We start from the raw sequence: 25,172 nt of genomic DNA on the forward strand, positions 1-25,172 counted from the left end.
GCCATGAGCGACACCCCGGACAGCGCCGTCCGTACGTACATAGATCAGCACCGCGCCGCCTTCCTCGACGACCTCGCCGAGTGGCTGCGCATCCCGTCCGTCTCCGCCCAGCCGGAGCACGACGCGGACGTACGGCGCAGCGCCGACTGGCTCGCGGCGAAGCTCAAGGAGACCGGCTTCCCGGTCGCCGAGATCTGGGAGACGGACGGCGCCCCCGCCGTCTTCGCCGAGTGGCCGGCCGGCGATCCGGACGCCCCGACCGTCCTGGTCTACGGCCACCACGACGTGCAGCCCGCCGCCCGCGAGGACGGCTGGCACACCGACCCCTTCGAGCCGGTCGTCAAGGACGGCCGGATGTACGCACGGGGCGCAGCCGACGACAAGGGCCAGGTCTTCTTCCACACCCTGGGCGTACGCGCCCACCTCGCCGCCACCGGCCGCACCGCCCCCGCCGTCAACCTCAAGCTCCTCGTCGAGGGCGAGGAGGAGTCCGGCTCGCCCCACTTCCGGGCCCTCGTGGAGCGGCACCGGGACCGCCTCGCCACGGACGCCGTGATCGTCTCCGACACCGGCATGTGGTCCGAGACCACCCCCACCGTCTGCACCGGCATGCGCGGCGTCGCCGACTGCGAGATCGAGCTGTACGGCCCCGACCAGGACATCCACTCCGGTTCCTTCGGCGGCGCGGTGCCCAACCCCGCCACGATCGCCGCCCGCCTCGTCGCCGCGCTGCACGACGAGGACGAGCACGTCGCGATCCCCGGCTTCTACGACGGCGTCGCGGAGCTGACCGACGCCGAGCGCGAGCTCCTCGCCGAGCTGCCCTTCGACGAGTCCGAGTGGCTTCGTACGGCCAAGTCGTACGCGACCCTCGGCGAAGCCGGCCACACCACCCTGGAGCGCGTCTGGGCCCGGCCGACCGCCGAGGTCAACGGCATCGGCGGCGGCTACCAGGGCCCCGGCGGAAAGACGATCATCCCGTCGTCCGCGCAGCTGAAGCTCTCCTTCCGCCTGGTCGCGGGACAGGACCCGGACCGGGTCGAGGAGGCGATCCGCGGCTGGGTCGCGTCCCGGATCCCCGCGGGGATCCGTCACTCGATCACCTTCGGCGCCGCGACCCGCCCCTGTCTGACACCGCTGGACCACCCCGCCCTGCAGGCGGTCGCCCGGTCCATGAGCCGCGCCTTCGACGGAGAGAAGGTCCGCTTCACCCGCGAGGGCGGTTCGGGACCTGCGGCCGACCTTCAGGACGTGCTCGGTGCCCCAGTGCTGTTCCTGGGTATCTCCGTCCCGTCCGACGGGTGGCACGCACCCAACGAGAAGGTCGAACTGCACCTGCTGCTCAAGGGTGTCGAGGCCAGTGCCCATCTGTGGGGCGACCTGGCCGACGCCCTCCACTGACAGACCACCGAATCGCCCGGGGGAGTTGGAAGTACCTGTGAGCACCTTCAATCACGTCGCCCACCATGTCACCCATCACGTCGCCGACGGCCGTCCGATCGGCCTCACCGCGCCGAGCGGCATCGACCGCGCGGCGCATCACCGACTCGACGAGGCCTGGCTGGCGGCGGCGTGGAGTCACCCGACGACCCGGGTGTTCGTGGTCTCCGGCGGGCAGGTGCTCATCGACGACACCCCCGACGGCGGCACCGAACTCGTCATGACCCCGGCCTTCGAGGCTCCCGTCACCGAGACCCACCGGTACTTCCTGGGCACGGACGAGGACGGCGTCAGCTACTTCGCGCTGCAGAAGGACGCCCTGCCCGGGCGCATGGACCAGTCCGCGCGCCCCGCCGGGCTGCGTGAGGCCGGACTCCTGCTGTCCCCGCGCGACGCGGGGCTGATGGTCCACGCGGTCGCCCTGGAGAACTGGCAGCGGATGCACCGCTTCTGCTCCCGCTGCGGCGAGCGCACGGTCATCGCCGCCGCCGGGCACATCCGCCGCTGCCCGGCCTGCGGCGCCGAGCACTATCCGCGCACCGACCCCGCCGTCATCATGCTGGTCACGGACGAGGAGGACCGCGCGCTGCTCGGCCGCCAGGTGCACTGGCCGGAGGGCCGCTTCTCGACGCTCGCGGGCTTCGTGGAGCCCGGCGAGTCCATCGAGCAGTCCGTGATCCGCGAGGTGTTCGAGGAGGCCGGTGTCACGGTCGGCGAGGTCGAGTACGTCGCCAGCCAGCCCTGGCCCTTCCCGTACAGCCTGATGCTGGGCTTCATGGCCCGCGCCACCTCGTCGGAGATCAACGTGGACGGCGAGGAGATCCACGAGGCCCGCTGGTTCTCACGGGAAGACCTGCGGGCCGCATTCGAGTCCGGGGAGGTGCTGCCTCCCTACGGGATCTCGATCGCGGCCCGCCTCATCGAGCTCTGGTACGGCAAGCCCCTGCCGAAGCCGGGCTCTGCCGCATGACGTCCGCCTGACGTGCGCCTGCGCTCAGGCGCCGATCTTCTGCTTGACCTGGGCCAGCGAGGGGTTGGTCAGGGTCGAACCGTCGGCGAAGAGAACGGTGGGAACCGTCTGGTTTCCACCGTTGGCCTTCTCGACGAAGGCCGCGGACTGCGGGTCCTCCTCGATGTTGACCTCGACGTACGAGATGCCTTCCCGGTCGAGCTGGCTCTTCAGCCGACGGCAGTATCCGCACCAGGTCGTGCTGTACATCGTCAGAGATCCCTGCATCGTCTTCTCCGCTCCTCTGGCTCTGGGGTGCCCCACGGGGGTGTCCGGGTACTCGAACGTACGCGACACCATCCCCATTCCCGGCATTGGTACGACCGGTGCGGCTCCCCTGTGGACAACTGTCCCGGTGATCTCGCCGGACCTGGCAGCATGGCGGGGTGACAGCAGCAACGCACTCCACTCTCTTCCCTCACGTCCCCGAGTCGGCGGACGCGGTGCTCGACGGGCTCGACCCCGAGCAGCGCGAGGTCGCGACCGCCATGACCGGCCCGGTGTGCGTCCTGGCGGGCGCCGGTACGGGCAAGACGCGCGCGATCACCCATCGCATCGCGTACGGGGTGCGGGCGGGGATACTCCAGCCGTCGAGTGTGCTGGCCGTCACGTTCACCAACCGCGCCGCGGGGGAGATGCGCGGCCGGCTGCGGCAGCTCGGCGCGGGCGGGGTGCAGGCCCGCACGTTCCACTCGGCGGCCCTGCGCCAGCTCCAGTACTTCTGGCCGAAAGCCGTCGGTGGTGAGCTGCCGCGGCTGCTGGAGCGGAAGGTCCAGCTGGTCGCGGAGGCCGCCGCGCGCTGCCGGATCAGGCTCGACCGCAATGAGCTCAGGGACGTGACCAGCGAGATCGAGTGGGCCAAGGTCACCCAGACCGTGCCCGCCGACTATCCCGCCGCGGTCGCCAAGTCGCTCAGGGACGCTCCGCGCGACCCGGCGGAGATCGGCCAGATCTATGCGCTGTACGAGCAGCTGAAGCGCGACCGCTCGGTGATCGACTTCGAGGACGTCCTTCTGCTCACGGTCGGCATCCTCCAGGACCGTCATGACATCGCCGAGCAGATCCGCCGTCAGTACCAGCACTTCGTGGTGGACGAGTACCAGGACGTGTCGCCGCTCCAGCAGCGGCTGCTGGATCTGTGGCTCGGCGACCGGGACAACCTGTGCGTCGTCGGCGACGCGAGCCAGACGATCTACTCCTTCACCGGAGCCACCCCGGACCATCTGCTCAACTTCCGCACCCGCCACCCGAACGCGACGGTGGTGAAGCTCGTCCGCGACTACCGCTCGACCCCGCAGGTGGTGCACCTCGCCAACGGTCTGCTGCGCCAGGCCCGCGGCCGCGCCGCCGAGCACCGGCTCGAGCTGATCTCGCAGCGCGACCCGGGCCCCGAGCCGGCCTACACGGAGTACGCGGACGAGCCAGCCGAGGCCGAGGGCACCGCCCACCGCATTCGTGACCTGATCGCCGCCGGCGTCCCGGCCGGGGAGATCGCGGTGCTCTACCGTGTGAACGCCCAGTCCGAGGTCTACGAGCAGGCCCTCGCCGACGCGGGTGTGCCGTACCAGCTGCGCGGCGCCGAGCGGTTCTTCGAGCGCGCCGAGGTGCGGGAGGCCGGGGTGGCCCTGCGCGGCGCCGCCCGTGCCGGGGGGAACGACCCGCTGCTCGACGATGCGGAGGACCTGACGGCCCAGGTCCGTGCGGTGCTCTCGACCAAGGGCTGGACGACCGAACCCCCGGCAGGTTCCGGTGCCGTCCGCGACCGTTGGGAGTCCCTGGCCGCGCTGGTCCGGCTCGCCGAGGACTTCGCCCGCGTCAGGCCGGGGGCTACGCTCGCCGATCTGGTCGCCGAGCTCGATGAACGAGCGGCCGCCCAGCATGCCCCGACCGTCCAGGGCGTCACCCTCGCCTCGCTCCATTCCGCGAAGGGCCTGGAATGGGACGCCGTGTTCCTGGTCGGCCTCACCGAGGGCATGATGCCGATCACCTACGCCAAGACCGACGAGCAGGTGGAGGAGGAGCGGCGGCTGCTCTATGTCGGGGTCACGCGCGCCCGGCTCCATCTGTCGCTGTCCTGGGCGCTGTCCCGCTCGCCGGGTGGCCGGGCCTCCCGCCGTCCCACCCGCTTCCTGGCCGGACTGCGGCCGGGCTCCGCCGCACCCGGCGCGGGCCGTGCGGGCGGCGCCGGTGGCATCGAGCGCGGCAGCGGCTCCGCCGGACGGCGCAAGCGGCGTGGGCCTGTTCTGTGCCGGGTGTGCGGCAAGACGCTCACCGACGCCGGCGAGATGAAGCTGATGCGGTGTGAGGACTGTCCGTCAGACATGGACGAGGCGCTGTACGAGCGGCTCCGCGAGTGGCGCTCCGAGCAGGCCAAGGAGCTGGGCCAGCCCGCGTACTGCGTCTTCACCGACAAGACCCTGATGGCGATCGCGGAGGCCGTGCCCGGCAGCGAGGGCGAGCTCGCCGGCATCTCCGGCGTCGGCGGGCGCAAGCTGGAGCGTTTCGGGGCCGATGTCCTTGCCATCTGTGCAGGTCAGCAAGTTGGGGGAGGCGACGAGGGTGACTGATACAAACTCGTCGAAAAAATAGTTTGCGCCCGCCCCAGTCATCCCCATAGGTTCTTAACCACGAGAACAGCGGCTTCTCTGAAGCCCTGTCCTCGTGCTGTACTTATCCGAATACGCGCGATCGGCCTCGGCCGGTCCCAGAGACGCCGAGAGGAGGCGATTCCAGTGATCAGCATCAACACCAGCTTCATCCGCACCACCGCCAAAATGACCGATCGCTCGGTCGTCTCCGCCTGCTCGCTCGGCCTCTCCGGTTCGGCGTTCATTGGCACCGGTCTGTCCGGCTTCTCGGCCGTGCTTCCGGTCTCCCTCCCTGCGGGTCTGCCCGTCCGGGAGCGCAATGAGCGACCGACCAAGGCACTGGAAGCAGGAGTAGCAGCGGCAGAGGCCAAGGCCTATGCCTTTGCGGCGGCCAGTGCCGGCACCAAGAAGCAGACGACGCAGCACCACACGATGTGGGCCTTCCGTGGGCTCGAACCCTGGAGTGATCCAGCCTGATACGCCATCAGGCCGGCGCCTTCAGGGCCGCGGAACCCCACCAGGGATCCGCGGCCCTTCTGTTTTCCCCGATGAGGAAACAGCCGAAGGGGCCTCGGGACCAGCAAGACCCGGTACCAGCCGAAGCCCGGTCAACAGACCGGACCGACCAGACGAGGAAAACACCACCGTGCAACTCGAAGCGCACGCCCCGTCCGTACCGCCTTCCGAAACGATCCCCCCGCCCGGCCTCACGGAGGACTCCACCTTGACCCCGCTCACCGCGCTGACCGCGCTCGACGACGCCATCGAGAACCTCGGCGTGCCCGTCCCCTGCCGCTCGTACGACCCGGAGGTCTTCTTCGCCGAGTCGCCGGCCGATGTCGAGTACGCCAAGTCCCTCTGCCGGACCTGCCCGCTGATGGAGGCCTGCCTCGCAGGCGCCAAGGAGCGGCGTGAGCCGTGGGGTGTCTGGGGCGGAGAGCTCTTCGTCCAGGGTGTCGTCGTCGCCCGGAAGCGGCCGCGTGGCCGCCCGCGCAAGAACCCGGTCGCGGCATGATCGCCGCCGGCACCATCGACCGTCCCCTCACGCACGATCCCCAGAAGCAGGCCCCGATGACCTCTTCCACGAGCGAGCCGAACGGCTCCGCCACCCCAGCCGTCACCACCATCGGCGCGAACGCCTCGCGTCAGAACAGGACCCGAGAGATGCAACTCATCCCAGAAGCCCTGGCTCGTGCGCATATGCATGAGCGCCTGCGGGAAGCCGACGTGGAGCGTCAGGCCGCGCGCCTGCTCGCCGCCCGTCGGATGCAGCGGCGCGCCGAGCGCGTGTCGATGCGTGCCCGCCGCGCGCTGGCCATGGCCGTCATGCAGTAGCCGACGACCACAACCCAGCCGCACACTCCGTATGCACACCTCCTGCCGCGGGGGCCGGTCCGAACGGACCGGCCCCCGCGGTGCGTTGTCCCTGCCGGTAGCCCCGCACGGGGTTATCGTCACGAGGTGGACCAGCAGACTCATCACCCTGTCCAGCCGGGTGCCGAGAACGTCGTGTGTTCCCGGTGCGGCAAGGTCGCCGAGGACACTCCACCGACCTGGACCTGCTCCGTGGAGAACGGTCGGCGCCACTACTTCTGCGACGAGTGCGCCCGCGCCAACATCAGAGCCATCGAGGGACGGCTCGACTCCGCCTGGTGGTGACGGACCCGGGTCACGGAGACCCCGGTGTGACGAGTCTGCGGTGACGGAGGCTGCGGTGGCTCAGACCCCCGCGAGTACCTCGTCCCCGTCCGCCTCCGGGTCCGCGTCCCTCTCCGCCTCCGGCACGAAGCCCGGCAGCCATGCCTCCAGCTCGTCGCGGAGGCGCACCGTCGCGTTCAGCTGACAGAGCACCCCGATGGTGCTCAGCGTCACGCGATGGATCAGCAGATAGGCGGGCGGCAGATTGAGCTGCTTGCCCAACTGATGGGCGGGGGAGCGGGGGTCGGCGATCCGTGCCGCCTGGTTCCGCATCCAGCCGCGGGTGAATGTGAAGGTGTCCGCCTCGGCCGGCTCGATGATCGGCAGCAGATACTCGAGCACCGTCTCCGGGTCGAGGTCGATCGACTCCTTGACGAAACCCTCCTCGCACAACAGCCCGTAAACCGCTTCGGCCTCGCCCTCCAAGGTCATCCGAAGCGAATCGCCGATGGTCGCGGGAAGCCCGCCTGGCAGCCGGTCGACCGTGCCGAAGTCCAGCACCCCCAGCCGCCACTCCCCGTCGCCGCGCTCGTCGCCGCGCTCGTCGCTCCCGTCGTCCGACGGGAGCAGCCGGAAGTTCCCCGGGTGCGGATCCGCGTGCAGCAGCCCGGTGCGCGCCGGGCCGGAGAAGAGGAAGCGGGCCAGCAGCTGTCCGGCTCGGTCCCGCTGCTCCTGCGTCCCGTCGCTGATCACCTCGGCGAGCGGTATCCCGTCGATCCACTCGGTCACCAGCACCTGGTCGCTCTGATGGACCACATCCGGCACCACGACATCCGGATCGTCCGCGAACTCCGCCGCGTGCTCCCGCTGGGCCTGGGCCTCCAGTCCGTAGTCCAGCTCCTCGGAGACCCGGTCCCGGAGTTCGGCGATCAGCGGCTTGATGTCCATGCCCGGGATCAGCGGGCCCAGCAGTCGTGCGAACCGGCTGAGCTGGGTCAGATCCGACAGCAGCGCCTCACCGGCCCCCGGGTACTGCACCTTCACCGCGACCTCGCGACCGTCGTGCCAGACCGCCCGGTGCACCTGGCCGATCGAGGCGGCCGCCGAGGGCTTGTCCTCGAACTCCAGGAAGAGCTCGCGCCAGTCCTCGCCCAGCCGCTCCGCCAGTACCTCGTGGACCGTGCTCGTCGGCATCGGGGGAGCGGCGTCCTGGAGCTTGGTCAGCGCTGCCCGGTAGGGTCCGGCGATCTCCTCGGGCAGTGCCGACTCGAAGACGGACATGGCCTGCCCGAACTTCATCGCACCGCCCTTCAGCTCACCGAGGACCTTGAACAGCTGCTCCGCCGTGCGCTGTTGCAGCTCGCGTGCGACGATCTCCGCGGACTTGCCACCGATCCGCTTGCCCAGGCCCCAGGTGGCCCGGCCGGCGAAGCCCAGTGGCAGAGCGGCCAATTTGGCGGTGCGGGTGACCGCTTTCCGGGGAAGATCAGACATTACGCCCCTCCAAAACCCAGACTGCCGTGCTGCGTGCGGCGGTTACCCGGCCATTGTGTCCTGCGGTGTCCCGGCCCCCGAGGCGCGCTCCCCCTCAGTCTGCCCGGCCGCACCGCACGCACAGTCCCTGTGACCCGTGAACTGCTCCGAGCGCCAGTCCAGCAGCGGCAGTGTCGCCTCCCACCGCGCCCCCGTGCTCGCCGGCAGATCGCCGTCCAGGAACGCCAGAGCATGTGCCGCCGCCAGCCCGGCGACCGCGGTGGCGAGGCCGACGTCGCAGGGCCCCGCCCCCTCGCCGCGGCTGCCCGAGCGCCACTGCGCCAGCATGCGCGGCCAAGCCGGATCCTGCTCCGCCCTGGCCAGCTCCAGGCACCCCGCGCACGCGCTGCCACCCGGCAGGACGAGCGGCCCCACCACACCGGTCGCCTCCACAACCCCCGCGTACAGATGGGGAGTCCCGGTGGCGATCCACTCCTCGGCGGCCCCGGCATCCGGTGCGTACGCCGCGAGACCGTCCCGGGGAGCGACCACGACCAGGGAGAGCGGGGGCTCGTCCGGCGGTGGACCACCGGGCGGACGCCGCACCGCGCGGGGCGCCTTGACCGGGGCGGCCCCGCGCACGAGCCGGTCCGCCGCCGCATGCCTGCGCTCGCCGATCGTCTCCGCCGGAAGCGCACCGGGCGCCACGTCCCATGGCTGCACATGCCCGCCGTCCAGCACCTCGACCTGCCCCACACCCGAGGCGGACAGCACCGCAGCGAGCGCCGCCCCGACCCGGCCCGCGCCCCGCACCTGGACCCGCATGGCGCCTCGGGCGGCCAACCGGGCCATCCCGCTTCCCGGTTCCGGATGGACGACGGAGAGCGAGGCCAGGTCGGACCTGAGCCGGTCGACCGTGGCGCCCGCCCGCTGCCGTAACGCATCGGCCGCCGGTCCGCCACCCGTCGCATCCTCGACCAGGCCCGCCTCCGTCAACCGGCCCAGCAGCGTGTCCACCTGGCCGTCGGGCAGCCCCATCGCCCGGGCCTCCTCGCGCAGCCGGGGCAGCCCGCGCGTCCCGTCGAAGAGCGAGAGCAGGCTCCCGGTCGCCGTGTCCACCGGACCGACCACCACCGCATGCGCCGGCGTCGCACCGAACTGCACGTACTGAAGATTCCGCCAGGCACGCCGAAGCGCCGGCTTGACCATCGGATGCATATCCGCACCGCCCCCGTACCGGTCCTGTTCGGACCCTGTTCCGTCTCTGTTCCACCCATCGGTCTTTCGGGCGGATCTTTCTGGCATCAGAATGCACGGACCCGGCGGCGGCTGCGGAAGGTTATCCACAGGCATCGGACATTAGTCATTCAAATGGTGCACGCCGTCGAGTGGATCAAGTTCGAACCGACCCGGGGGCGGGACTTCCCGCCCTGACAGCGGGTAACGTCGGGGCGTGTCCGCCGACCGAACGCACAGCGCCGAAAGCCAGCAGCTCAGCGTGACCCGACATTCGCCCTGCTCCGCCGCGACGAGCGCGGTCGAGGTCCGCAGAAGCGCCCGGCGCAGCAGAACGGTTTCCGCGTACCGGGAGGGCGACCGGACCATCGTCCTCATCCCGGCCCGGATGTCCGAGGCGGAGGAGCGGCGCTGGGTGTCGGTGATGCTCGACAAGCTGGCCGCCCAGGAGAGCAAGCGGACCCTGGGGGACGCCGAACTGGTCGAGCGCGCGGAGCGTTTGTCCGAGCAGTACCTCGGCGGGCGCGCCCGGCCCGCGTCGGTGCGGTGGGTGACCAATCAGAACACCCGCTGGGGGTCCTGCACTCCGGCGGAGGGCAGCATCCGCCTGTCGCACCGGCTTCAGGGCATGCCGGAGTACGTCGTCGACTACGTGCTCGTCCACGAGCTCGCCCATCTGCTCGTGCCGGGCCACGGGCCGCGCTTCTGGCGGCTCCTCGAGGCGTACCCGCGTACCGAACGGGCCCGGGGCTACCTCGAAGGTGTGGTGGCGGCGGAGCGCCTCCCCCATGTGCCTGCCGCGCGCGGAGGGTGAGTTTCGCCGATCCTGTACCGAAGGTGTCCCGACTTGGCTCATTGTCGTTCCCAGCCGTTAGCCTGGCGCGACGTATTCGTATTTCGTCGGGATGGGGGACGGTCGTTACGCATGGCCAGGGAATTCCAACGAGGCCACAAGGCCAAGATCAGTGATCTGACTCCGGGGACCGACCTGTACGTAGGTGTGCAGATCGCCGCGCCCGGACTGACCTTCGACATCAGCTGCTTCGGTCTCGACGCCAACGAGCAGCTTTCGGACGACCGGTATTTCATCTTCTTCAACCAGCCGAAGTCGCCCGAGGAGTCCGTCCAGCTGCTCGGCGCACAGGCCGGTGACACCGAGTCGTTCCGGGTCACGCTGGACCGCATCCCGGCGAACATCCACAAGCTGTCCTTCACGGCCACGATCGACGGTGCCGGGCAGATGTCCCAGATCGGCCCCGGGTACCTCAGGATCGTGGCGGGCGGTGAGGAGGTCGTCCGGTACGCCTTCACAGGCTCGGAGTTCTCCACCGAACGTGCCGTGATGCTGGGTGACTTCTACCTCAAGGACGTATGGCGGTTCGCCGCCGTCGGCCAGGGCTTCGACGGCGGTCTCGACGCGCTGCTGAAGAACTTCGGCGGCGAGGTCGCCGAGGAGCAGCCCGCGGCCCAGCAGCCACCGCAGGCCGCGCCGGGGTTCGCCCCGCCGGCTTCGGCCCCCGCTCCCGCGTTCGGCGCGCCCGTTGCGCCTCAGGTCCCTCAAGTTCCGCAGCCCGCCCCTGCGTTCGGGGCGCCCCCCGCTCCGGCACCGGCCCCGGCTCCCGCACCCGCGCCGGTGAACCCGCAGATGCACGCCGCGCCGACGATCGCCGCACCGATGACTCCGCCCGCCGGCACGGTTCCGCCGCAGGCCCCGCCGTCCCCGTACGGACAGCCCGCGCAGCAGCCGCAGTTCGGCCAGTTCCCGGGCGTCCAGGTCCCGGGCCAGGTCCCCGGGCAGGTCCCGGGCGCCCCTGCCCCGTACGGCCAGCAGCCCGCCCCGTACGGTCAGCCCGGCGTGCCCCAGGGAGCGCCCCAGACCGGGGCCGGACTCCAGGCCGCCCTCCAGCCGTACAAGGAGCAGCCGACCGGCCAGCGCTGGACCCCGCAGAACCAGCAGCTCATGCGGGTCGATCTCGCCATGGGCGGCACACCCGTGCTCGCCCGCCAGGGCAGCATGGTCATGTACCAGGGCAAGGTCGACTTCAGCTACAAGAGCGCCGGTTTCGCCGGTCGCGTCGTCGGCAACGCCACGGGCCAGGAGATGCAGCTCATGCGCTGTACGGGCCGCGGCCAGGTCTTCCTCGCCGAGAACGGTGCGCATCTGCACCCCATCGAGCTCCAGGGCGACGGAATCTGCGTCTCCGCGGAGAACGTCCTCGCGTTCGACGAGTCGCTCCAGCACGAGGTCCGCCGCATCGAAGGCCACGGCATTCCCGGCGGCGCCCTGTTCACCATGCAGTTCCAGGGCACCGGCACGGTCGTCGTGAAGACCCATGGCGTCCCGGTCGTGCTCCCCGTCACCCCCACCACGTTCGCCGACTCCAACGCCATCGTGGCCTGGTCGTCCGCGTCCCAGGTGATCCTCTCCAGCCAGGTCCGGCTCCGCCGCAACGCATATCCCGGCCACAGCGGAGAGACCGTGAACCTGCAGTTCCGGGGCGCCCCCGGCAACTTCATCGTCGTCCAGCCGTACGAGGTCTGAGGGAGCCCGAAGAATGAACCAGCAACTCGCGGGCTACGCCCCGACACCCGTCACGGCCCGGATGGAGAACCACGGCCGCACGATGCTCAAGGTCGCCATGGCCTCCGGCCAGGACCTGTATGCACGCACCGGCTCGATGGTCGCCTACGAGGGCTTCGTCCAGTACGAGCCCAACCCGCCCGCCGTCCGGCAGATCGCCTCCCAGTGGGTGACCGGCGAGGGCGCACCCATCATGAAGTGCTCGGGCGACGGACTGCTCTACCTCGCCGACTACGGCGCGGACGTCGTCGTCATCAACCTCAACAACGACTCTCTGTCCGTCAACGGCACCAATGTGCTCGCCTTCGACGCGCACCTCCAGTGGGGCGTCGAGCGCGTCAAGGGCCTGGCCAAGTTCGCCGGGCAGGGGCTGTGGAACGTCGAGATCGCGGGCACCGGCTGGGTCGCGCTGACCTCCCGCGGCACCCCGATCGTCGTCGACTGCGGCCGCGGCGAGGACGAGACCTACGTGGACCCGGACGCCCTCGTCGCTTGGTCGCCGAACCTGAAGGTGAAGGGCAAGCGCAGCTTCAAGGCCTCGTCCCTCATCGGGCGGGGCAGCGGAGAGGCGTACCAGATGGCCTTCTCCGGCCAGGGAATCGTCGTCGTACAGCCGAGTGAGGACAGCACCGACCGTCTGCGGATCCGGCGCTGAGGGGGAGCGAGAACACACCATGCAGAGCCCGCTTTTCAGCTACGCGGAACAGCAGTCCCAGGAGCGGTACGTCGTCCAGAACCCGCAGCTCCTGCGGGTCGCGCTCACCGGGCAGGACGACGTCCTCGCCCGCAAGGGCGCCATGGTCGCCTACCAGGGGCTGATCGACTTCGACGGCGAGTACCAGTCACAGGGCCAGCGGCGTGCCCGCGCCCACACCGGTGAGGGCCTCGACCTGATGCGCTGCTCCGGCCAGGGCACGGTCTATCTCGCCAACCTCGCGCAGTACATCCACGTAGTGGATGTCGATCAGGAGGGCATGACCGTCGACAGCGCCTACGTGCTGGCGCTGGACTCCTCGCTGCACACCGAGGTCATCGCCGTGGACAGCCAGTACGGCATCTCCGGCTCCGGCAAGTACCAGCTCAACATCTCGGGACGGGGCAAAGTCGCCCTGATGACCTCGGGCCAGCCGCTGATGATGCAGGTCACCCCGGACAAGTACGTCAACGTGGACGCCGACGCGATCGTCGCCTGGTCGTCCTCGCTGCGCGTCCAGATGCAGTCCCAGACGCACTCCACGGGCGTCTGGCGCCGCCGGGGCAACACGGGGGAGGGCTGGGAGCTGAGCTTCCTCGGACAGGGCTTCGCCCTCGTCCAGCCCAGCGAGGTCCTCCCGCCGCAGAACGCCCAGATCGGCCAGGGCATGCGCGCCCAGTTCGGCATGGGCCAGCACGGCTCTCACAGCCAGAACCAGAACAACGCCTGGAACTAGCCGCACATCGGTAAGGGGCGGTCGCGAGGTGGCGACCGCCCCTTACCCAGCTGCTGGTGGCTCACCGCTCGCGGCTACAGCCTCGCGCGTGTCCGCTCCATCAGCCGCACCACCGAATCGTCGGCCACGTCCGCCACCTCATCGTACGCGAACCAGCGCAGATCCAGCGACTCGTCGCTGATCTCCTCGATGGAGCCCGACGGCGCCAGCGCCGCGTACTGCACATCGAGATGCCAGTGGCAGGGCGCCGGAATCGGGTGCCGGTCCAGCCTCACCGGGCCGCCCGCCAAGAGTGTCAGGCCACGCACCCCGGACTCCTCCGTCGCCTCACGCAGCGCCGCGGCGGTCAGCGTCGAATCCCCCGGCTCACAGTGGCCGCCCATCTGCAGCCACATGCCCAGCTTCTTGTGCAGCGTCAGCAGCACCTGCCCGCGCTCCGGGTCGATCACCAGCGCGCTGGCCGTCAGATGCCCGGCCTCACACGCCTTCCACATGCCGTCGGGGTGGGCATCAAGGTGATCCAGATACGTCTGGCGCAGCTCTTCCTGGTCCTCGTACGCCTTGAGTACGCGGACGGCGTCGTCGTACAGGCTCACTTGTCGGTGTCGTCCTCGTCGTCCCGGCCGGACGTGTCCCGACCCTTGGCGTCCTGCCCCTTGTCGTGACCCTTGGCAGCCTCGCCGAGCATCTTGTCCAGCTCCGAGAAGTCGAGCTGCTCGCGGTGCACGAAGCCGTCCGGGTCGTCCAGGTCGGACGCGGTCGGCAGCATGTCCGGGTGCTCCCAGAGGCGGTCACGGCCGTCGAGCCCGCGCGCGTCGGTCAGCGACGCCCACAGCCGGGACGCGTCCCGCAGCCGGCGCGGACGCAGCTGGAGACCGATCAGCGTGGCGAAGGTCTGCTCGGCCGGGCCACCGGACGCGCGGCGCCGACGAAGCGTCTCGCGCAGGGCGTCCGCCGAGGTCAGCCGGTTCTTCGCGGCATCGTGCACCACGGCGTCCACCCAGCCCTCGACCAGCGCGAGCGCCGTCTCCAGGCGGGCCAGCGCCGCCTTCTGCTCAGCGGTGTCCTCCGGCTGGAACATGCCCTGCTGGAGCGCCTCCTGCAGCTGCTCGGGGTGCGCCGGGTCGAACTGGCCGACGACGTCCTCCAGCTTGCTCGTGTCGACCTTGATCCCGCGTGCGTATCCCTCCACCGCGCCGAACAGATGCGAGCGCAGCCACGGCACATGGGCGAAGAGCCTCTGGTGGGCGGCCTCGCGCAGGGCCAGATACAGCCGCACCTCGTCCTTGGGGACACCGAGGTCCTTGCCGAACGTCTCCACGTTCAGCGGAAGCAGGGCGGCCTTGCCGGCCGGTCCCAGCGGCAGTCCGATGTCCGTCGAGCCGACGACCTCGCCCGCGAGCACGCCGATGGCCTGACCGATCTGCTGGCCGAACATGGCGCCGCCCATGGAGCGCATCATGCCGATCAGCGGCCCCGCCATCGCCTGCATCTCCTCGGGCAGCACATCGCCCATGGCGAGGCCCACGCGCTCGGCGACCGGGTCGACGAGCTGCTGCCACGCCGGGAGGGTTGCCTCGACCCACTCCGCGCGGCTCCACGCCACGGCGGTGCTCGCACCGGAGGGCAGCGACGTCACGCCGTCCAGCCACAGGTCGGCGAGACGGACGGCCTCCTCCACGGCGGCGCGCTCGGCATGGCCGACGCTCGCGTCCTTCGTGCCGTCCTGCGTGCCCTGGGAGACGGTCTGGCGGGCGATCTGCTTCGCCATGTCCCAGTTCACCGGGCCGCCCTCATAGCTCAGCATCTGGCCGAGCTGCTGGAAGGCAGCGCCGAGGTCGGTCGGGTTCAGCGAACCGAACATCGCGGCGAACGGATTCTCCGCACCGCCCGCCCCGGCACCGGGGAACCCGAAAGCGAAGGGGTTTGCCGGGCCGCCGCTCTGGCCGCCGGAACCCTGCCCACCTCCGGCGGGGTCCTTCTTCTTGCCCTCGTCGCCGTTCTCCGGCTCCTCCGGCGGAAGGCCGAATCCGAATGGGGTGTCACTCACGGGTTTCCTCGGCTCGTAGGGCCGCCGGCTTCCTGCCGGCGGCGACTGCCCGACAACCACCAGCCTAAGCGGCGCCCCGCCGGCCGGAGCGGCGTCGCCGCCCCGGCCGGCCAGGCATCGCTCGACATCCGGGCCGGACAAGGGCTAGATGCTCCGTCGACTCATGGCCTGCGGCAGGATGGACGCCACCTGGTACGTACGCGTCATTCGCGTACCTACTGAAGACAACCGCTGGAGACGCCCGGTGAGTTCCCCAGATCCGCAGGTTCGCGCAGCGCGAAACCATTCAACCCCGGCCATGGGGCGCGGCCCCGTGGTCGCGGTCACCGGCGCCGCATCGGGCGCCGGCGACCTGCTGACCAGGCGCCTCGTCGCGTCCGACGAGATCAAGCAGGTCATCGCCATCGACGAGCGGCGTGGCGACGTCCCCGAGGCGCACTGGCACATTCTCGACGTCCGCGACCCGGCGATCGCCGAGAAGCTGCGCGGCGCCGACGTCGTCGTCCACCTCGCGCTGGACCTCGACCTGGAGACCGACCCGGCGGCGCGTACCGCGTACAACGTACGCGGTACCCAGACCGTGCTCACCGCCGCGGCGGCCGCGGGCGTCCACCGGGTCGTCCTGTGCACCTCGGCCATGGTCTACGGGGCACTGCCCGACAACGACATCCCGCTCTCCGAGGACGCGGAGCTGCGCGCCACGGCGGAGGCCACCGGCGTCGGCGACCTGCTGGAGATCGAACGCCTGGGCCGCCGCGCGCCCCGCGCGCACCCGGGGCTGAACGTCACGGTGGTAAGGCCCGCCGTCCTGGTGGGCGGTACTGACACGGCCCTCACGCGCTACTTCGAGTCGCCGCGTCTGCTCGTGGTCGCCGGATCCCGTCCCACCTGGCAGTTCTGCCATGTCGAGGACCTGGTGAGCGCCCTGGAGTACGCGGCCCTGGAGAAGGTCGACGGTGAGTTCGCGGTGGGCTGCGACGGCTGGCTGGAGCAGGAGGAGGTGGAGGAGCTCAGCGGCATCCGCCGCATGGAGCTGCCCTCGGCGGTCGCACTCGGCGCGGCGGCGCGGCTGCACCGGATCGGCCTCACCCCGTCCCCGGCGGGGGACCTCGCCTACACGATGCACCCCTGGGTGGTCAGCGTCGGCCGGCTGCACGACGCCGGGTGGCGGCCGCAGTGGACGAACGAGGAGGTGCTCGCCGCGCTCCTGGAGGAGGTCGAGGGCCGGCACACCGTCGCGGGCCGCCGTCTCGGCCGCAAGGACGCCACGGCCGCCGCCGGTGCCGCGGGCGCGACCGTCGCGCTGCTCGGTACGGCCGCGCTGGTACGGCGTGCCCGCAAACGGCGCGGCCTCTGAGGGCGACGCCCATGCCCGTGCCTCCCTTGTCCCCGCAGGCCTGTAGGAGGCTCCAAGCACGGCCCTGCCCGCCCGGTCGAAAGCGCTATTCCGCGATGTCAGCGGCGTACGGCACGATGGGCCCATGGCACGTACGAACGAGCACCCCGGTGAGCAGGCGGCAGCGGACCCCATCCGCCTCCTGGAGATCCGCGACGCCCCGCTCTCCGTCGACGAGGTCTTCCGCGCCGTCGGCGACGACGCGGCCGGAGGCACGGCGCTCTTCGTCGGCACCGTGCGCAATCACGACGCCGGCGCCGACGTCGACACGCTGGGCTACTCCTGCCACCCCACCGCTGAGGCGGAGATGCGGCGCATCGCCGAGAAGGTGGCTGCGGAGTACCCGGTCCGCGCCCTGGCCGCCATCCACCGTGTGGGCGATCTGGAGGTCGGAGATCTGGCCGTGGTCGTCGCGGTCTCGTGCCCGCACCGCGGCGAGGCGTTCGAGGCCTGCCGGAAGCTGATCGACGACCTGAAGCACGAGGTCCCGATCTGGAAGCACCAGCGTTTCTCCGACGGTACGGAGGAGTGGGTGGGGGCCTGCTGACACCGTCGTCGGGATGAATGACGGGGCTCCCTGCCGGCAGGCAGGGCGAGTCGATTTGCGTAACCGCCCCCCTGGCACCAGCGTTGAACCGACGGATGGTTAATCTGCTGATCGGTCAGCTGTTGCAGCAGTTGCTCCAGCTCATGGGGTTGGGAGGTCGGGATGGCGGCACTTGCCTGGTTGTTGATTCCGCTTATCGCTGCCATCGGCGCAGCGATATGGGGAAGCTGGGCCTCGCGTAATCGAACCACCGGGGACGTGGCCGAGCTCGCGGGCTATGCCCGCTTCCGGGATGCCATGGAGAAGTCCCACTCCCACTCGGACGCCGCCTGACACAACCCCTCCCTCACGGGCCCCGTACGGACCGGCCCGACGGGTGCACTGACAGACCAGTCCCGTACTGTCGTTCCATGCCACGCCGCACTGCGACGATGCTCGCCTCCACCCTCGTCCTCATTGTGCTGCTCTGTGTGGGCGTGTTCATGACGCCGCCCTATTCCGAGATGACCCCCGGACCCACGGTGAACACGCTCGGCGAGTCCGGCGGCGAGCCGGTGCTGCAGATCTCCGGACGCAAGACGTATCCGACGTCCGGAAACCTCAACATGACGACGGTCCGGGTCACCGGCGCGGATTACAAGATGAACCTCGCCGAGGTCGTCTACGGCTGGCTGGCCCACGACAACGTGGTGGTGCCGCACGAGATCCTCTATCCGGACGGCAAGACGGAGGAGCAGTCCAATCAGGAGAACGCCGAGGAGTTCACCCAGTCCCAGGAGAGCGCGAAGGTCGCGGCGCTGCGGGAGCTGGGGATCCCGGTCAGCACACGTGTGGTCGTCTCCTCCATCCGCAAGGACAGCCCCGCTCAGGACAGGCTGCACGCCGGTGATGTGATCAAGGCCGTGGACGGCAAGCCGGTCAAGGCGCCGGACGATGTCGCGAAGGCCGTCACCAAGCACGATCCCGGCGGCAAGGTGGTCTTCTCGATCGTTCCGGCGAAGGAAGCGGCCGCCGCGGAGAAGGCCGGCAAGGAGCCGACCGCCGCGCAGGACGTGTCCGTGACCACCGTGAAGTCGGACGAGGGCGACCGGGCCATCGTCGGCATCACCGCCGGTACGGACCACACGTACCCGTTCACCATCGACATCAAGCTCGCCGATGTGGGCGGACCGAGCGCCGGACTGATGTTCGCGCTCGGCATCGTCGACAAGCTCACCCCCGCCGATCTGACCGGGGGCAAGTTCGTCGCAGGCACCGGCACGATCGACGACAAGGGCGTCGTCGGCCCCATCGGCGGCATCGAGATGAAGCTGGTCGGCGCGCGGAACGCGGGGGCGGAGTACTTCCTGACGCCCAACGACAACTGCGAGTCCGCCGCCTCCGACATCCCGGACGGCCTCACCCTGGTCAGGGTCAAGACCATCGACGACGCCACGAAGTCCCTGGAGAAGATCCGCAGCGGCGACACGGCGGGGCTGCCCAGCTGCTCCACAGGCTGACCGGGCGACGGGGGCGCGCCCTCAGCTGAGCACGCCCCCGGCGCTCCCACGGCCCGCCCCCCGCCTCGCAGCTACGCCTCGAACGTCGCGGCCAGTGCCTCGGCGAGCCCCGGCACCAGGTCCGAACCGGTCAGGACCTCCGTCGGGGAGTCCTTCTCCCGGAGCCTCAGCGCCGACTCCCGCGCGCCGTCGCGGAGCACCGCCACCGTCATCCGGACCTCCTGGCGGTCCGGGTGCCCGGCGACCCACTTCGCCAGACCGGCCTCGTCGAGGCCCTCCGGTACGGACGTCTCGGCGGACGGCGGCAGCATCAGCCGCTCCACCGTCAGCGCGCAGCCCGCCACCGCGTCGGGCCAGGCGATCGTCGCGAGGAACTCGTCGAGCGCGGTGCCCGAGGGGATCTCGTCCTGCTCGACCGGGGTCAGCGGAGCGGCCGCCTCACCCTCGTCGAGACCGAGCTGGGCGGCGAGGCCCGGCTCCTGTGCGCGCAGATACGTGGTGTCGACGAGGGCGAAGAGCCTCGCCGGCTGGTCCCAGCCGAGGCCGGACGCGTACTCGTCGATCTCGAGCACCGCTCGCGTGAGCGGGCTCGCGGCCATCGGGGGGCCAGAGGGGGAAACGTTGGACATGGTCAATATCCTGCCTCCTTCGGGCCCGAAGTCGGGAACTAGGTAAAGCCTCAGCAAGTTCCATGTGTGGGCCCTACGATCGCTGGGCCTGCGTTACACACGACTTACACGACAGCGAACTCGAGGGGCGCACGTTGGCTTTCCAGATGCCGGACCGCGGCGGAGGCCCTACCGGGCCACGGATCAGAGTCGGCCGGCCGTCCCGGCGGGTCCGCACCCTGCTCATGACCCTGGGTGTGCTGGCCGTCCTGGCCATGGCCTTTGTCATGTTCGCCGGGTTCTGGACCGACTGGCTCTGGTACCGCTCGGTGAAGTACTCGTCGGTGTTCACCACCACCCTCTGGACCAAGATCGGCCTGTTCGCCGTCTTCGGCCTGCTGATGGCCGCCGTGATCGGTGTGAACATCTGGCTGGCCCACCGGTTGCGCCCGCCCCTGAGCGCGATGTCGATGGAGCAGCAGAGCCTCGACCGCTACCGGATGGGCATCGCCCCGTACAAGAAGTGGGTGCTCCTCGCGATCACCGCGCTCGTCGGGCTGATCGCCGGAGCCTCCGCCTCCTCCCAGTGGCGCACGTGGCTGATGTGGGTCAACGGTGTGCCGTTCGGGCAGACGGACCCGCAGTTCCAGATGGACGTGGCGTTCTACGCGTTCGATCTTCCCTGGTACCGGTTCCTGCTCGGCTTCGGCTTCGCCGCCGCCGTGCTCTCGCTGATCGCGGCCGCGCTCACGCACTATCTGTACGGCGGGCTGCGCATCACCAGCCCGGGCGCTCGGGCGACCGCCGCCGCCACCGGCCATCTGTCGGTGCTGCTCGGCTTCTTCGTCGCCCTCAAGGCCGTGGCGTACTGGCTGGACCGGTACGGCCTGGCCGTGAAGTCCAGTGACTTCAAGGCGACCGGCAACTGGACGGGCCTGCGGTACGTCGATGCCAACGCGTATCTGCCGGCCAAGACGATCCTCTTCTGCATCGCCGTGATCTGCGCGGTGCTGTTCTTCGCGACGCTGTGGCGCCGCACCTGGCAGCTGCCGGTGATCGGCTTCGGCCTGATGGTGCTGTCGGCGATCCTGATCGGCGGCCTGTACCCGGCCATCGTGCAGAAGTTCCAGGTCCAGCCGAACGAGCAGGCCAAGGAAGCCCCGTACATCCAGAAGAACATCGACGCCACGCGCATGGCGTACGGCATCGACAAGGCCAAGGCCGAGAACTACACCGGCAAGGGCGACCCGAAGCGCAAGGCGGAGCAGCGCGACCAGGCGACGTCCGCCGCCAGCTACCGGCTCGTCGACTCCAACGTCGTCTCGCCCGCCTTCCAGCAGCTCCAGCAGGAGCGCAAGTACTACCAGTTCCCCGCGACCCTGGACGTCGACCGGTACACGGGCCCCGACGGAAAGCCGCAGGACACGGTCATCGGTCTGCGTGAGCTCAACATCAAGGGCATCCCCAAGCGCAACTGGATCAACGACCACTTCACCTACACCCACGGCTACGGCGCGATCGCGGCCAAGGGGACGAGCACGGTCACGGACCCCGACCAGGGCACGGTCGGCGCGCCCGACTTCACCGAGTCCGGACTGCCGACGACGGGCCAGCTCGGCAAGTACGAGCAGCGGATCTACTACGGCGAGAAGACCGAGCAGTACTCGATCGTGGGCGGCCCGCAGAAGGAGCTCGACTACGAGAAGAACGGTGAGGAGACCACCAGCTACAAGGGCAGGAGCGGGGTCGACCTCTCCAGCGCGTTCAACCGCGCGGCCTACGCGGTGGCCTTCAACGAGCCGCAGATCCTCTACTCGGGAGCGATCGGCGAGGGCTCGCGGGTCCTGTACAACCGCACGCCGAAGGAGCGCGTCGAGGCGGTGGCCCCCTGGCTCACCATCGACGGCGACGCCTACCCGGCGGTGGTCGACGGCCGCATCAAGTGGATCGTCGACGCGTACACCACGACGAACGGCTACCCCTACGCCTCGCGTACGACGCTGGGGGAGACGACGGCCGACTCGCTGACCGACAGCCAGCGCGCAGTCGTCGCGCAGCAGAACCAGGTCAACTACATCCGCAATTCCGTGAAGGCCACCGTCGACGCGTACGACGGCACGGTCGACCTGTACCAGTGGGACACGGAGGACCCGGTCCTCAAGACCTGGATGAAGGCCTTCCCGGACACGGTGAAGCCGAAGGGCGACATCGAGCCGGGACTGCTGGCCCATCTGCGCTACCCGCAGGACATGTTCAAGGTCCAGCGCGAGCTGCTCACCCGCTACCACGTCACGGACCCCGAGCAGTTCTACAGCGGCAGTGACGCCTGGCAGGTGCCGGACGACCCGACGAACCAGGACAGCAGCGCCGTCCCGCCGTACTACCTGAGCCTCAAGATGCCCGGCGAGAATGCGCAGAAGTTCTCCCTGACGACGACGTTCACGCCCAGCGGGCGCCCCAACCTCGGTGCGTTCATGGCCGTCGACGCCGATGCGAACAGCAAGAACTACGGCTCGATAAGGCTGCTCAGAGTCACGTCGACCGTGCAGGGGCCCTCGCAGGTGCAGAGTGAGCTCAACAGTGTGCCGGAGGTCGCGACGTTCGTCCGCGACCTGAGGGGTACGGACTCGGAGATCGACTACGGCAACCTGCTCACGGTTCCGCTGGACGGCGGGTTCCTCTACGTCGAGCCGGTGTACGCCCGAGGTGGCGCCGCGAACTACCCGCTGCTGAAGAAGGTGGCCGTCTCGTACGGCGGGAAGCCGGTCTTCAAGGACAGCCTGGCGGAGGCGTTGAACGCGGTCTTCGGTGTCGACGGCGCGGAGCAGCCGCCCACGACGCCGCAGCCGCCGAGTGACACGACGAAGCCGCCGGTCACCGGTGACACGGCGCTGAAGCAGGCCATCGCGGACGCGCAGAAGGCGTACGAGGAGGGTCAGGCCGCGCTCAAGAAGAACGACTGGGCGGCGTACGGCAAGGCCCAGGCCGACCTGCAGGCGGCGCTGGAGCGAGCGGCCGCGGCGCAGTCGCAGCAGTCCCAGCAGCCGCAGTCACCACCGCAGGGAGAGTCACCGCCGCAGGGAGACTGACCGTCACAGGGACGGACCGCAGGCCGAGCGGTTGACTGCCCGGTGGCCGAGGGGCCGCCGGGCAGTCACCTCCGGAAAGTGGTCGCCACGCACCGTGGTACGGTTGGTGCACAACGACGCGGGGTGGAGCAGCTCGGTAGCTCGCTGGGCTCATAACCCAGAGGTCGCAGGTTCAAATCCTGTCCCCGCTACTGAAGACGAGGGCCCGGATCCATTGAGGATCCGGGCTCTCGTCGTGTGTCTGTGGGGCGTCCGTGGGAAGTGGGCGCCGGATGGGGCGAGTTGGTCGGGGCGGGTCGGGGTGAGACGTGTTTGACTTATCTCTCTGTGGGCATGTCGACAAAACGCTGAAGTGACCTCACTGGCTGCGGTATACCAGGTGTACGCGGGTTGCAGGTGGTGCGACGATGGGATTTATGGGGGACAGGGCAACTCTGTTGAAGACAGGGCGGTTTGCGCAACGGCATACCGGGACCGCAATGAGTGCGGTCGGGATCGATGCTGTGGAGGCGACAGGCGCTCTGGATCTTGTCGAGCCCGTCAACGCTCTGGCGCCCGCCGACCTCGCGGGGCCCGCTGCGTCCACCGACCACGTGGAGCCCATCGAGCCTGTCGAGCCCAACGAGTCCGCCGAATCCGCCGAATCCGTCGAGCCCGTTGACGCCGCTGACACTGTCGAGTCGGCCGAGGCGGAGACCGAGGCCCGGCACCGTCGCGCGGCCGAGGCCGGGAACACCGCGTCCATGAGTGTCGTCGGGGCGATGCTGCTGCGACGTGGCGACCTCGACGGCGCTGAGCCGTACCTGCGCGGCGCGACCGCCGAGGGCGACCGCGCCGCCGCGAACAATCTGGGTGTGCTGCTCCATCAGCGTGGGTACGCCGACGAGGCGGCCGGCTGGTGGCGCATCGCCGCCGTCGCGGGCTCCGCGGCCGCCGCGCACGCCCTGGGCCGGCACTACCGCGAGCGCGGCGACGAGCCCGCCGCCGAGTACTGGCTGCGCCAGTCCGCCGAGCAGGGCCACGCGCTCGGCGCGTATGCACTGGCCGATCTGCTGGAGCACCGCAGCGAGCCCGGCGCGGAGCGCTGGCTCCGCGCGGCGGCGGAGCAGGGCCACCGGGAGGCGGCCTACCGGCTGGCGCGTGCGCTGGAGCGGCACGCCGTGACCGCGGACGTACGCGCGGACCGGCCGCAGGGCGTCCGGCTCCACAACGGCAGCAGTGCGCCCGGCGGCAGCCGTGCGGCCGGACGCGGGAGCAGTGGTGGGCGTGCGGAGGGCGCGGGCGGTGGTGCGCCCGGTCGCACCGACACCGGCGCCGGGGCGCGGGCGCTCTGGCGGGAGGCCGAGCAGTGGTACCGGCAGGCCGCCGCGCGGGGGCACCGGCGGGCCGCGCTGCATCTGGGGGTCATCCTGGAGCGGCGGGGCGAGCTGAAGGAGGCCGGGCGGTGGTACCTCACGTCCGCGAAGGACGGCGAGGCCCGTGCCGCCTGCGCGCTCGGGTTCCTGCTGCGGGACGCCGGTGACGAGGAGAGCGCCGCCGTGTGGTGGCTGCGTGCCGCACAGGACGGCGACGGCAACGCGGCCAACGCCCTCGGCGCGCTGCACGCCGCCCGCGGGGAGCAGCAGACCGCCGAGCGCTGGTACCGCGCGGCCATGGACGCGGGCGACGTCAACGGTGCGTACAACCTCGGCCTGCTCTGTGCCGCCCAGGACCGCACCGCCCAGGCGGAGCAGTGGTACCGCCGTGCCGCCTACGCCGGTCACCGCGAGGCCGCCAACGCGCTCGCCGTGCTGCTTCTCCAGGCCGGTGACGCGGCCGGTGCGGAGCCCTGGTTCTCCAAGGCCGCGGAGGCCGGCAGCGTGGACGCCGCGTTCAACCTCGGCATCCTGTATGCGGGCCGGGACGACGACCGTACGGCCCTGCGCTGGTACGAGCGCGCCGCAGCGGCCGGGCACACCGAGGCCGCGCTCCAGGTCGGCATGGCCTGCCTGCGCGACGGCGAGGAGCAGGAGGCGGAGCGGCATCTGCGGTGCGCGGCGGGCAACGGCAGCGCCGAGGCGGCGTTCCGGCTCGCGGCGGTGCTCGACGCGCGGCAGGCGCCGCCCGGTCCGCCGGCACTGGGGGAGCCGGTGACCGGGAAGACCGAGTGCGAGGAGTGGTACGAGCGGGCCGCGGAGCAGGGGCACCGGCGTGCGCAGGTGCGCGTCGGCATGCTCGCCGCGGCGCGCGGTGACCTCGCGGATGCGGCCCGGTGGTACCGGGATGCCGCGGAGGCGGGCAGCCGGAACGGAGCGTTCAACCTCGGCCTGCTGCTTGCGCGCGAGGGCAACGAGCGCGAGGCGGCTCTGTGGTGGGCGCGCGCCGCCCGTGCCGGGCACGGGCGTGCGGCGCTGCGGCTGGCGCTGCTCGCCGCGCGCCGGGGGGAGCTCACCGAGGGGCAGCAGTGGTGCGCGCGGGCCGTGGAGCTGGGTCCGGAGGAGGTTGCGGAGCGGGCGGCGGCGCTGCGGGAGGCGCTGCACCAGGAGCTCACGGCGTGACGGCGAGTGGCGCCACACCGTGACGAACAGGCGAACGGTTATCGATTTGCG

Annotated in this window: 22 protein-coding genes and 1 tRNA gene; 17 read left to right on the plus strand and 6 right to left on the minus strand. The window is 70.6% G+C overall.

The window, feature by feature from the left end:
* Window positions 1-3 precede the first annotated feature (3 nt).
* Window positions 4-1,401, plus strand: coding sequence for a dipeptidase (locus ACWCXB_RS00975; RefSeq protein ID WP_450717598.1), 1,398 nt, complete (start codon window positions 4-6; stop codon window positions 1,399-1,401).
* Between the two features lie 37 nt (window positions 1,402-1,438).
* A complete protein-coding gene (gene nudC, locus ACWCXB_RS00980; RefSeq protein WP_450717600.1) occupies window positions 1,439-2,410 on the plus strand; it encodes an NAD(+) diphosphatase in 972 nt (323 codons plus the stop codon).
* Between the two features lie 24 nt (window positions 2,411-2,434).
* Here the strand turns inward: nudC and ACWCXB_RS00985 are convergent, their stop codons facing one another.
* Window positions 2,435-2,677, minus strand: a complete 243-nt coding sequence (locus ACWCXB_RS00985; RefSeq protein WP_450717602.1) for a mycoredoxin — start codon at window positions 2,675-2,677, stop codon at window positions 2,435-2,437.
* A gap of 158 nt (window positions 2,678-2,835) precedes the next feature.
* On the opposite strand from ACWCXB_RS00985, the gene ACWCXB_RS00990 reads away from it, so the two are divergent.
* The 5 genes from ACWCXB_RS00990 to ACWCXB_RS01010 all read left to right on the plus strand — a co-directional run bounded on the left by ACWCXB_RS00990 (window position 2,836) and on the right by ACWCXB_RS01010 (window position 6,696).
* On the plus strand, window positions 2,836-5,016 hold the full coding sequence (locus ACWCXB_RS00990; RefSeq protein WP_450717604.1) for an ATP-dependent DNA helicase UvrD2: 2,181 nt from the start codon (window positions 2,836-2,838) through the stop codon (window positions 5,014-5,016).
* Window positions 5,017-5,181: 165 nt separating this feature from the next.
* Window positions 5,182-5,514 carry a hypothetical protein gene (locus ACWCXB_RS00995; RefSeq protein WP_450717606.1) on the plus strand — a complete coding sequence of 111 codons (333 nt, stop codon included), beginning with the start codon at window positions 5,182-5,184 and terminating at the stop codon, window positions 5,512-5,514.
* A gap of 169 nt (window positions 5,515-5,683) precedes the next feature.
* Window positions 5,684-6,052 (plus strand): WhiB family transcriptional regulator, encoded by a 369-nt coding sequence (locus ACWCXB_RS01000; RefSeq protein WP_351226385.1) that lies wholly within the window; start codon window positions 5,684-5,686, stop codon window positions 6,050-6,052.
* The gene (locus tag ACWCXB_RS01005) at window positions 6,049-6,372 is read left to right on the plus strand and encodes a hypothetical protein (protein WP_450717608.1); all 324 of its coding nucleotides are present in this window, start codon (window positions 6,049-6,051) and stop codon (window positions 6,370-6,372) included. Before ACWCXB_RS01000 ends, ACWCXB_RS01005 begins: the two co-directional genes overlap by 4 nt.
* A 126-nt stretch (window positions 6,373-6,498) precedes the next feature.
* Complete coding sequence (locus tag ACWCXB_RS01010) at window positions 6,499-6,696, plus strand: hypothetical protein (RefSeq protein WP_450717610.1); 198 nt, start codon at window positions 6,499-6,501, stop codon at window positions 6,694-6,696.
* Window positions 6,697-6,756: 60 nt separating this feature from the next.
* Here the strand turns inward: ACWCXB_RS01010 and ACWCXB_RS01015 are convergent, their stop codons facing one another.
* Window positions 6,757-8,169, minus strand: coding sequence for an ABC1 kinase family protein (locus ACWCXB_RS01015; RefSeq protein WP_450717612.1), 1,413 nt, complete (start codon window positions 8,167-8,169; stop codon window positions 6,757-6,759).
* Window positions 8,170-8,211: 42 nt separating this feature from the next.
* Window positions 8,212-9,366 (minus strand): ThiF family adenylyltransferase, encoded by a 1,155-nt coding sequence (locus ACWCXB_RS01020; protein ID WP_450717614.1) that lies wholly within the window; start codon window positions 9,364-9,366, stop codon window positions 8,212-8,214.
* Window positions 9,367-9,601: 235 nt separating this feature from the next.
* Between ACWCXB_RS01020 and ACWCXB_RS01025 the strand changes: the two genes are divergently transcribed.
* The 4 genes from ACWCXB_RS01025 to ACWCXB_RS01040 all read left to right on the plus strand — a co-directional run bounded on the left by ACWCXB_RS01025 (window position 9,602) and on the right by ACWCXB_RS01040 (window position 13,395).
* On the plus strand, window positions 9,602-10,198 hold the full coding sequence (locus ACWCXB_RS01025) for a M48 metallopeptidase family protein (protein WP_450717616.1): 597 nt from the start codon (window positions 9,602-9,604) through the stop codon (window positions 10,196-10,198).
* A gap of 111 nt (window positions 10,199-10,309) precedes the next feature.
* The gene (locus tag ACWCXB_RS01030; RefSeq protein ID WP_450717618.1) at window positions 10,310-11,926 is read left to right on the plus strand and encodes a TerD family protein; all 1,617 of its coding nucleotides are present in this window, start codon (window positions 10,310-10,312) and stop codon (window positions 11,924-11,926) included.
* A gap of 13 nt (window positions 11,927-11,939) precedes the next feature.
* Window positions 11,940-12,620, plus strand: a complete 681-nt coding sequence (locus tag ACWCXB_RS01035; RefSeq protein WP_450717620.1) for an AIM24 family protein — start codon at window positions 11,940-11,942, stop codon at window positions 12,618-12,620.
* Window positions 12,621-12,639: 19 nt separating this feature from the next.
* Complete coding sequence (locus ACWCXB_RS01040; RefSeq protein ID WP_450717622.1) at window positions 12,640-13,395, plus strand: AIM24 family protein; 756 nt, start codon at window positions 12,640-12,642, stop codon at window positions 13,393-13,395.
* A 74-nt stretch (window positions 13,396-13,469) separates the two neighbouring features.
* Here ACWCXB_RS01040 and ACWCXB_RS01045 read toward each other — a convergent pair whose 3' ends face one another.
* Together ACWCXB_RS01045 and ACWCXB_RS01050 are read right to left on the minus strand one after the other, a co-directional pair.
* Window positions 13,470-13,991: an NUDIX hydrolase gene (locus ACWCXB_RS01045; RefSeq protein WP_450717624.1), complete on the minus strand. Its 522-nt coding sequence runs from the start codon at window positions 13,989-13,991 to the stop codon at window positions 13,470-13,472.
* Window positions 13,988-15,445, minus strand: coding sequence for a zinc-dependent metalloprotease (locus tag ACWCXB_RS01050; protein ID WP_450717626.1), 1,458 nt, complete (start codon window positions 15,443-15,445; stop codon window positions 13,988-13,990). Before ACWCXB_RS01050 ends, ACWCXB_RS01045 begins: the two co-directional genes overlap by 4 nt.
* Window positions 15,446-15,689: 244 nt before the next feature.
* Here ACWCXB_RS01050 and ACWCXB_RS01055 point away from each other — a divergent pair, with 244 nt between their 5' ends.
* The 3 genes from ACWCXB_RS01055 to ACWCXB_RS01065 all read left to right on the plus strand — a co-directional run bounded on the left by ACWCXB_RS01055 (window position 15,690) and on the right by ACWCXB_RS01065 (window position 18,887).
* On the plus strand, window positions 15,690-16,802 hold the full coding sequence (locus tag ACWCXB_RS01055; protein ID WP_450717628.1) for an SDR family oxidoreductase: 1,113 nt from the start codon (window positions 15,690-15,692) through the stop codon (window positions 16,800-16,802).
* Between the two features lie 124 nt (window positions 16,803-16,926).
* Window positions 16,927-17,388 carry a molybdenum cofactor biosynthesis protein MoaE gene (locus ACWCXB_RS01060; RefSeq protein ID WP_450717630.1) on the plus strand — a complete coding sequence of 154 codons (462 nt, stop codon included), beginning with the start codon at window positions 16,927-16,929 and terminating at the stop codon, window positions 17,386-17,388.
* A gap of 410 nt (window positions 17,389-17,798) precedes the next feature.
* Window positions 17,799-18,887: a YlbL family protein gene (locus ACWCXB_RS01065; RefSeq protein WP_450717632.1), complete on the plus strand. Its 1,089-nt coding sequence runs from the start codon at window positions 17,799-17,801 to the stop codon at window positions 18,885-18,887.
* Between the two features lie 71 nt (window positions 18,888-18,958).
* Here the strand turns inward: ACWCXB_RS01065 and ACWCXB_RS01070 are convergent, their stop codons facing one another.
* Window positions 18,959-19,516 (minus strand): PPA1309 family protein, encoded by a 558-nt coding sequence (locus tag ACWCXB_RS01070; protein ID WP_450717634.1) that lies wholly within the window; start codon window positions 19,514-19,516, stop codon window positions 18,959-18,961.
* 146 nt (window positions 19,517-19,662) lie between these two features.
* Here ACWCXB_RS01070 and ACWCXB_RS01075 point away from each other — a divergent pair, with 146 nt between their 5' ends.
* From ACWCXB_RS01075 to ACWCXB_RS01085, 3 genes are all read left to right on the plus strand, one after another.
* Window positions 19,663-22,584 carry a UPF0182 family membrane protein gene (locus ACWCXB_RS01075; RefSeq protein WP_450718180.1) on the plus strand — a complete coding sequence of 974 codons (2,922 nt, stop codon included), beginning with the start codon at window positions 19,663-19,665 and terminating at the stop codon, window positions 22,582-22,584.
* Window positions 22,585-22,701: 117 nt separating this feature from the next.
* A tRNA-Met gene (locus ACWCXB_RS01080) sits at window positions 22,702-22,775 on the plus strand.
* Between the two features lie 216 nt (window positions 22,776-22,991).
* Window positions 22,992-25,121, plus strand: coding sequence for a sel1 repeat family protein (locus tag ACWCXB_RS01085; protein WP_450717636.1), 2,130 nt, complete (start codon window positions 22,992-22,994; stop codon window positions 25,119-25,121).
* Window positions 25,122-25,172 lie beyond the last annotated feature (51 nt).

The sequence above is a fragment of the Streptomyces sp. NPDC001514 genome (genome assembly GCF_053597075.1).

Coding starts and splice junctions, on each gene's coding strand:
- ACWCXB_RS01065 (WP_450717632.1), top strand. CDS start 17,799: ATGCCACGCCGCACTGCGACGATGCTCGCCTCCACCCTCGTCCTCATT.
- ACWCXB_RS01020 (WP_450717614.1), bottom strand. CDS start 9,366: ATGCATCCGATGGTCAAGCCGGCGCTTCGGCGTGCCTGGCGGAATCTT.
- ACWCXB_RS00985 (WP_450717602.1), bottom strand. CDS start 2,677: ATGCAGGGATCTCTGACGATGTACAGCACGACCTGGTGCGGATACTGC.
- ACWCXB_RS01015 (WP_450717612.1), bottom strand. CDS start 8,169: ATGTCTGATCTTCCCCGGAAAGCGGTCACCCGCACCGCCAAATTGGCC.
- ACWCXB_RS01040 (WP_450717622.1), top strand. CDS start 12,640: ATGCAGAGCCCGCTTTTCAGCTACGCGGAACAGCAGTCCCAGGAGCGG.
- ACWCXB_RS01075 (WP_450718180.1), top strand. CDS start 19,663: ATGCCGGACCGCGGCGGAGGCCCTACCGGGCCACGGATCAGAGTCGGC.
- ACWCXB_RS01005 (WP_450717608.1), top strand. CDS start 6,049: ATGATCGCCGCCGGCACCATCGACCGTCCCCTCACGCACGATCCCCAG.
- ACWCXB_RS01070 (WP_450717634.1), bottom strand. CDS start 19,516: ATGTCCAACGTTTCCCCCTCTGGCCCCCCGATGGCCGCGAGCCCGCTC.
- ACWCXB_RS01060 (WP_450717630.1), top strand. CDS start 16,927: ATGGCACGTACGAACGAGCACCCCGGTGAGCAGGCGGCAGCGGACCCC.
- ACWCXB_RS01030 (WP_450717618.1), top strand. CDS start 10,310: ATGGCCAGGGAATTCCAACGAGGCCACAAGGCCAAGATCAGTGATCTG.
- ACWCXB_RS01035 (WP_450717620.1), top strand. CDS start 11,940: ATGAACCAGCAACTCGCGGGCTACGCCCCGACACCCGTCACGGCCCGG.
- ACWCXB_RS00975 (WP_450717598.1), top strand. CDS start 4: ATGAGCGACACCCCGGACAGCGCCGTCCGTACGTACATAGATCAGCAC.
- ACWCXB_RS01085 (WP_450717636.1), top strand. CDS start 22,992: ATGGGATTTATGGGGGACAGGGCAACTCTGTTGAAGACAGGGCGGTTT.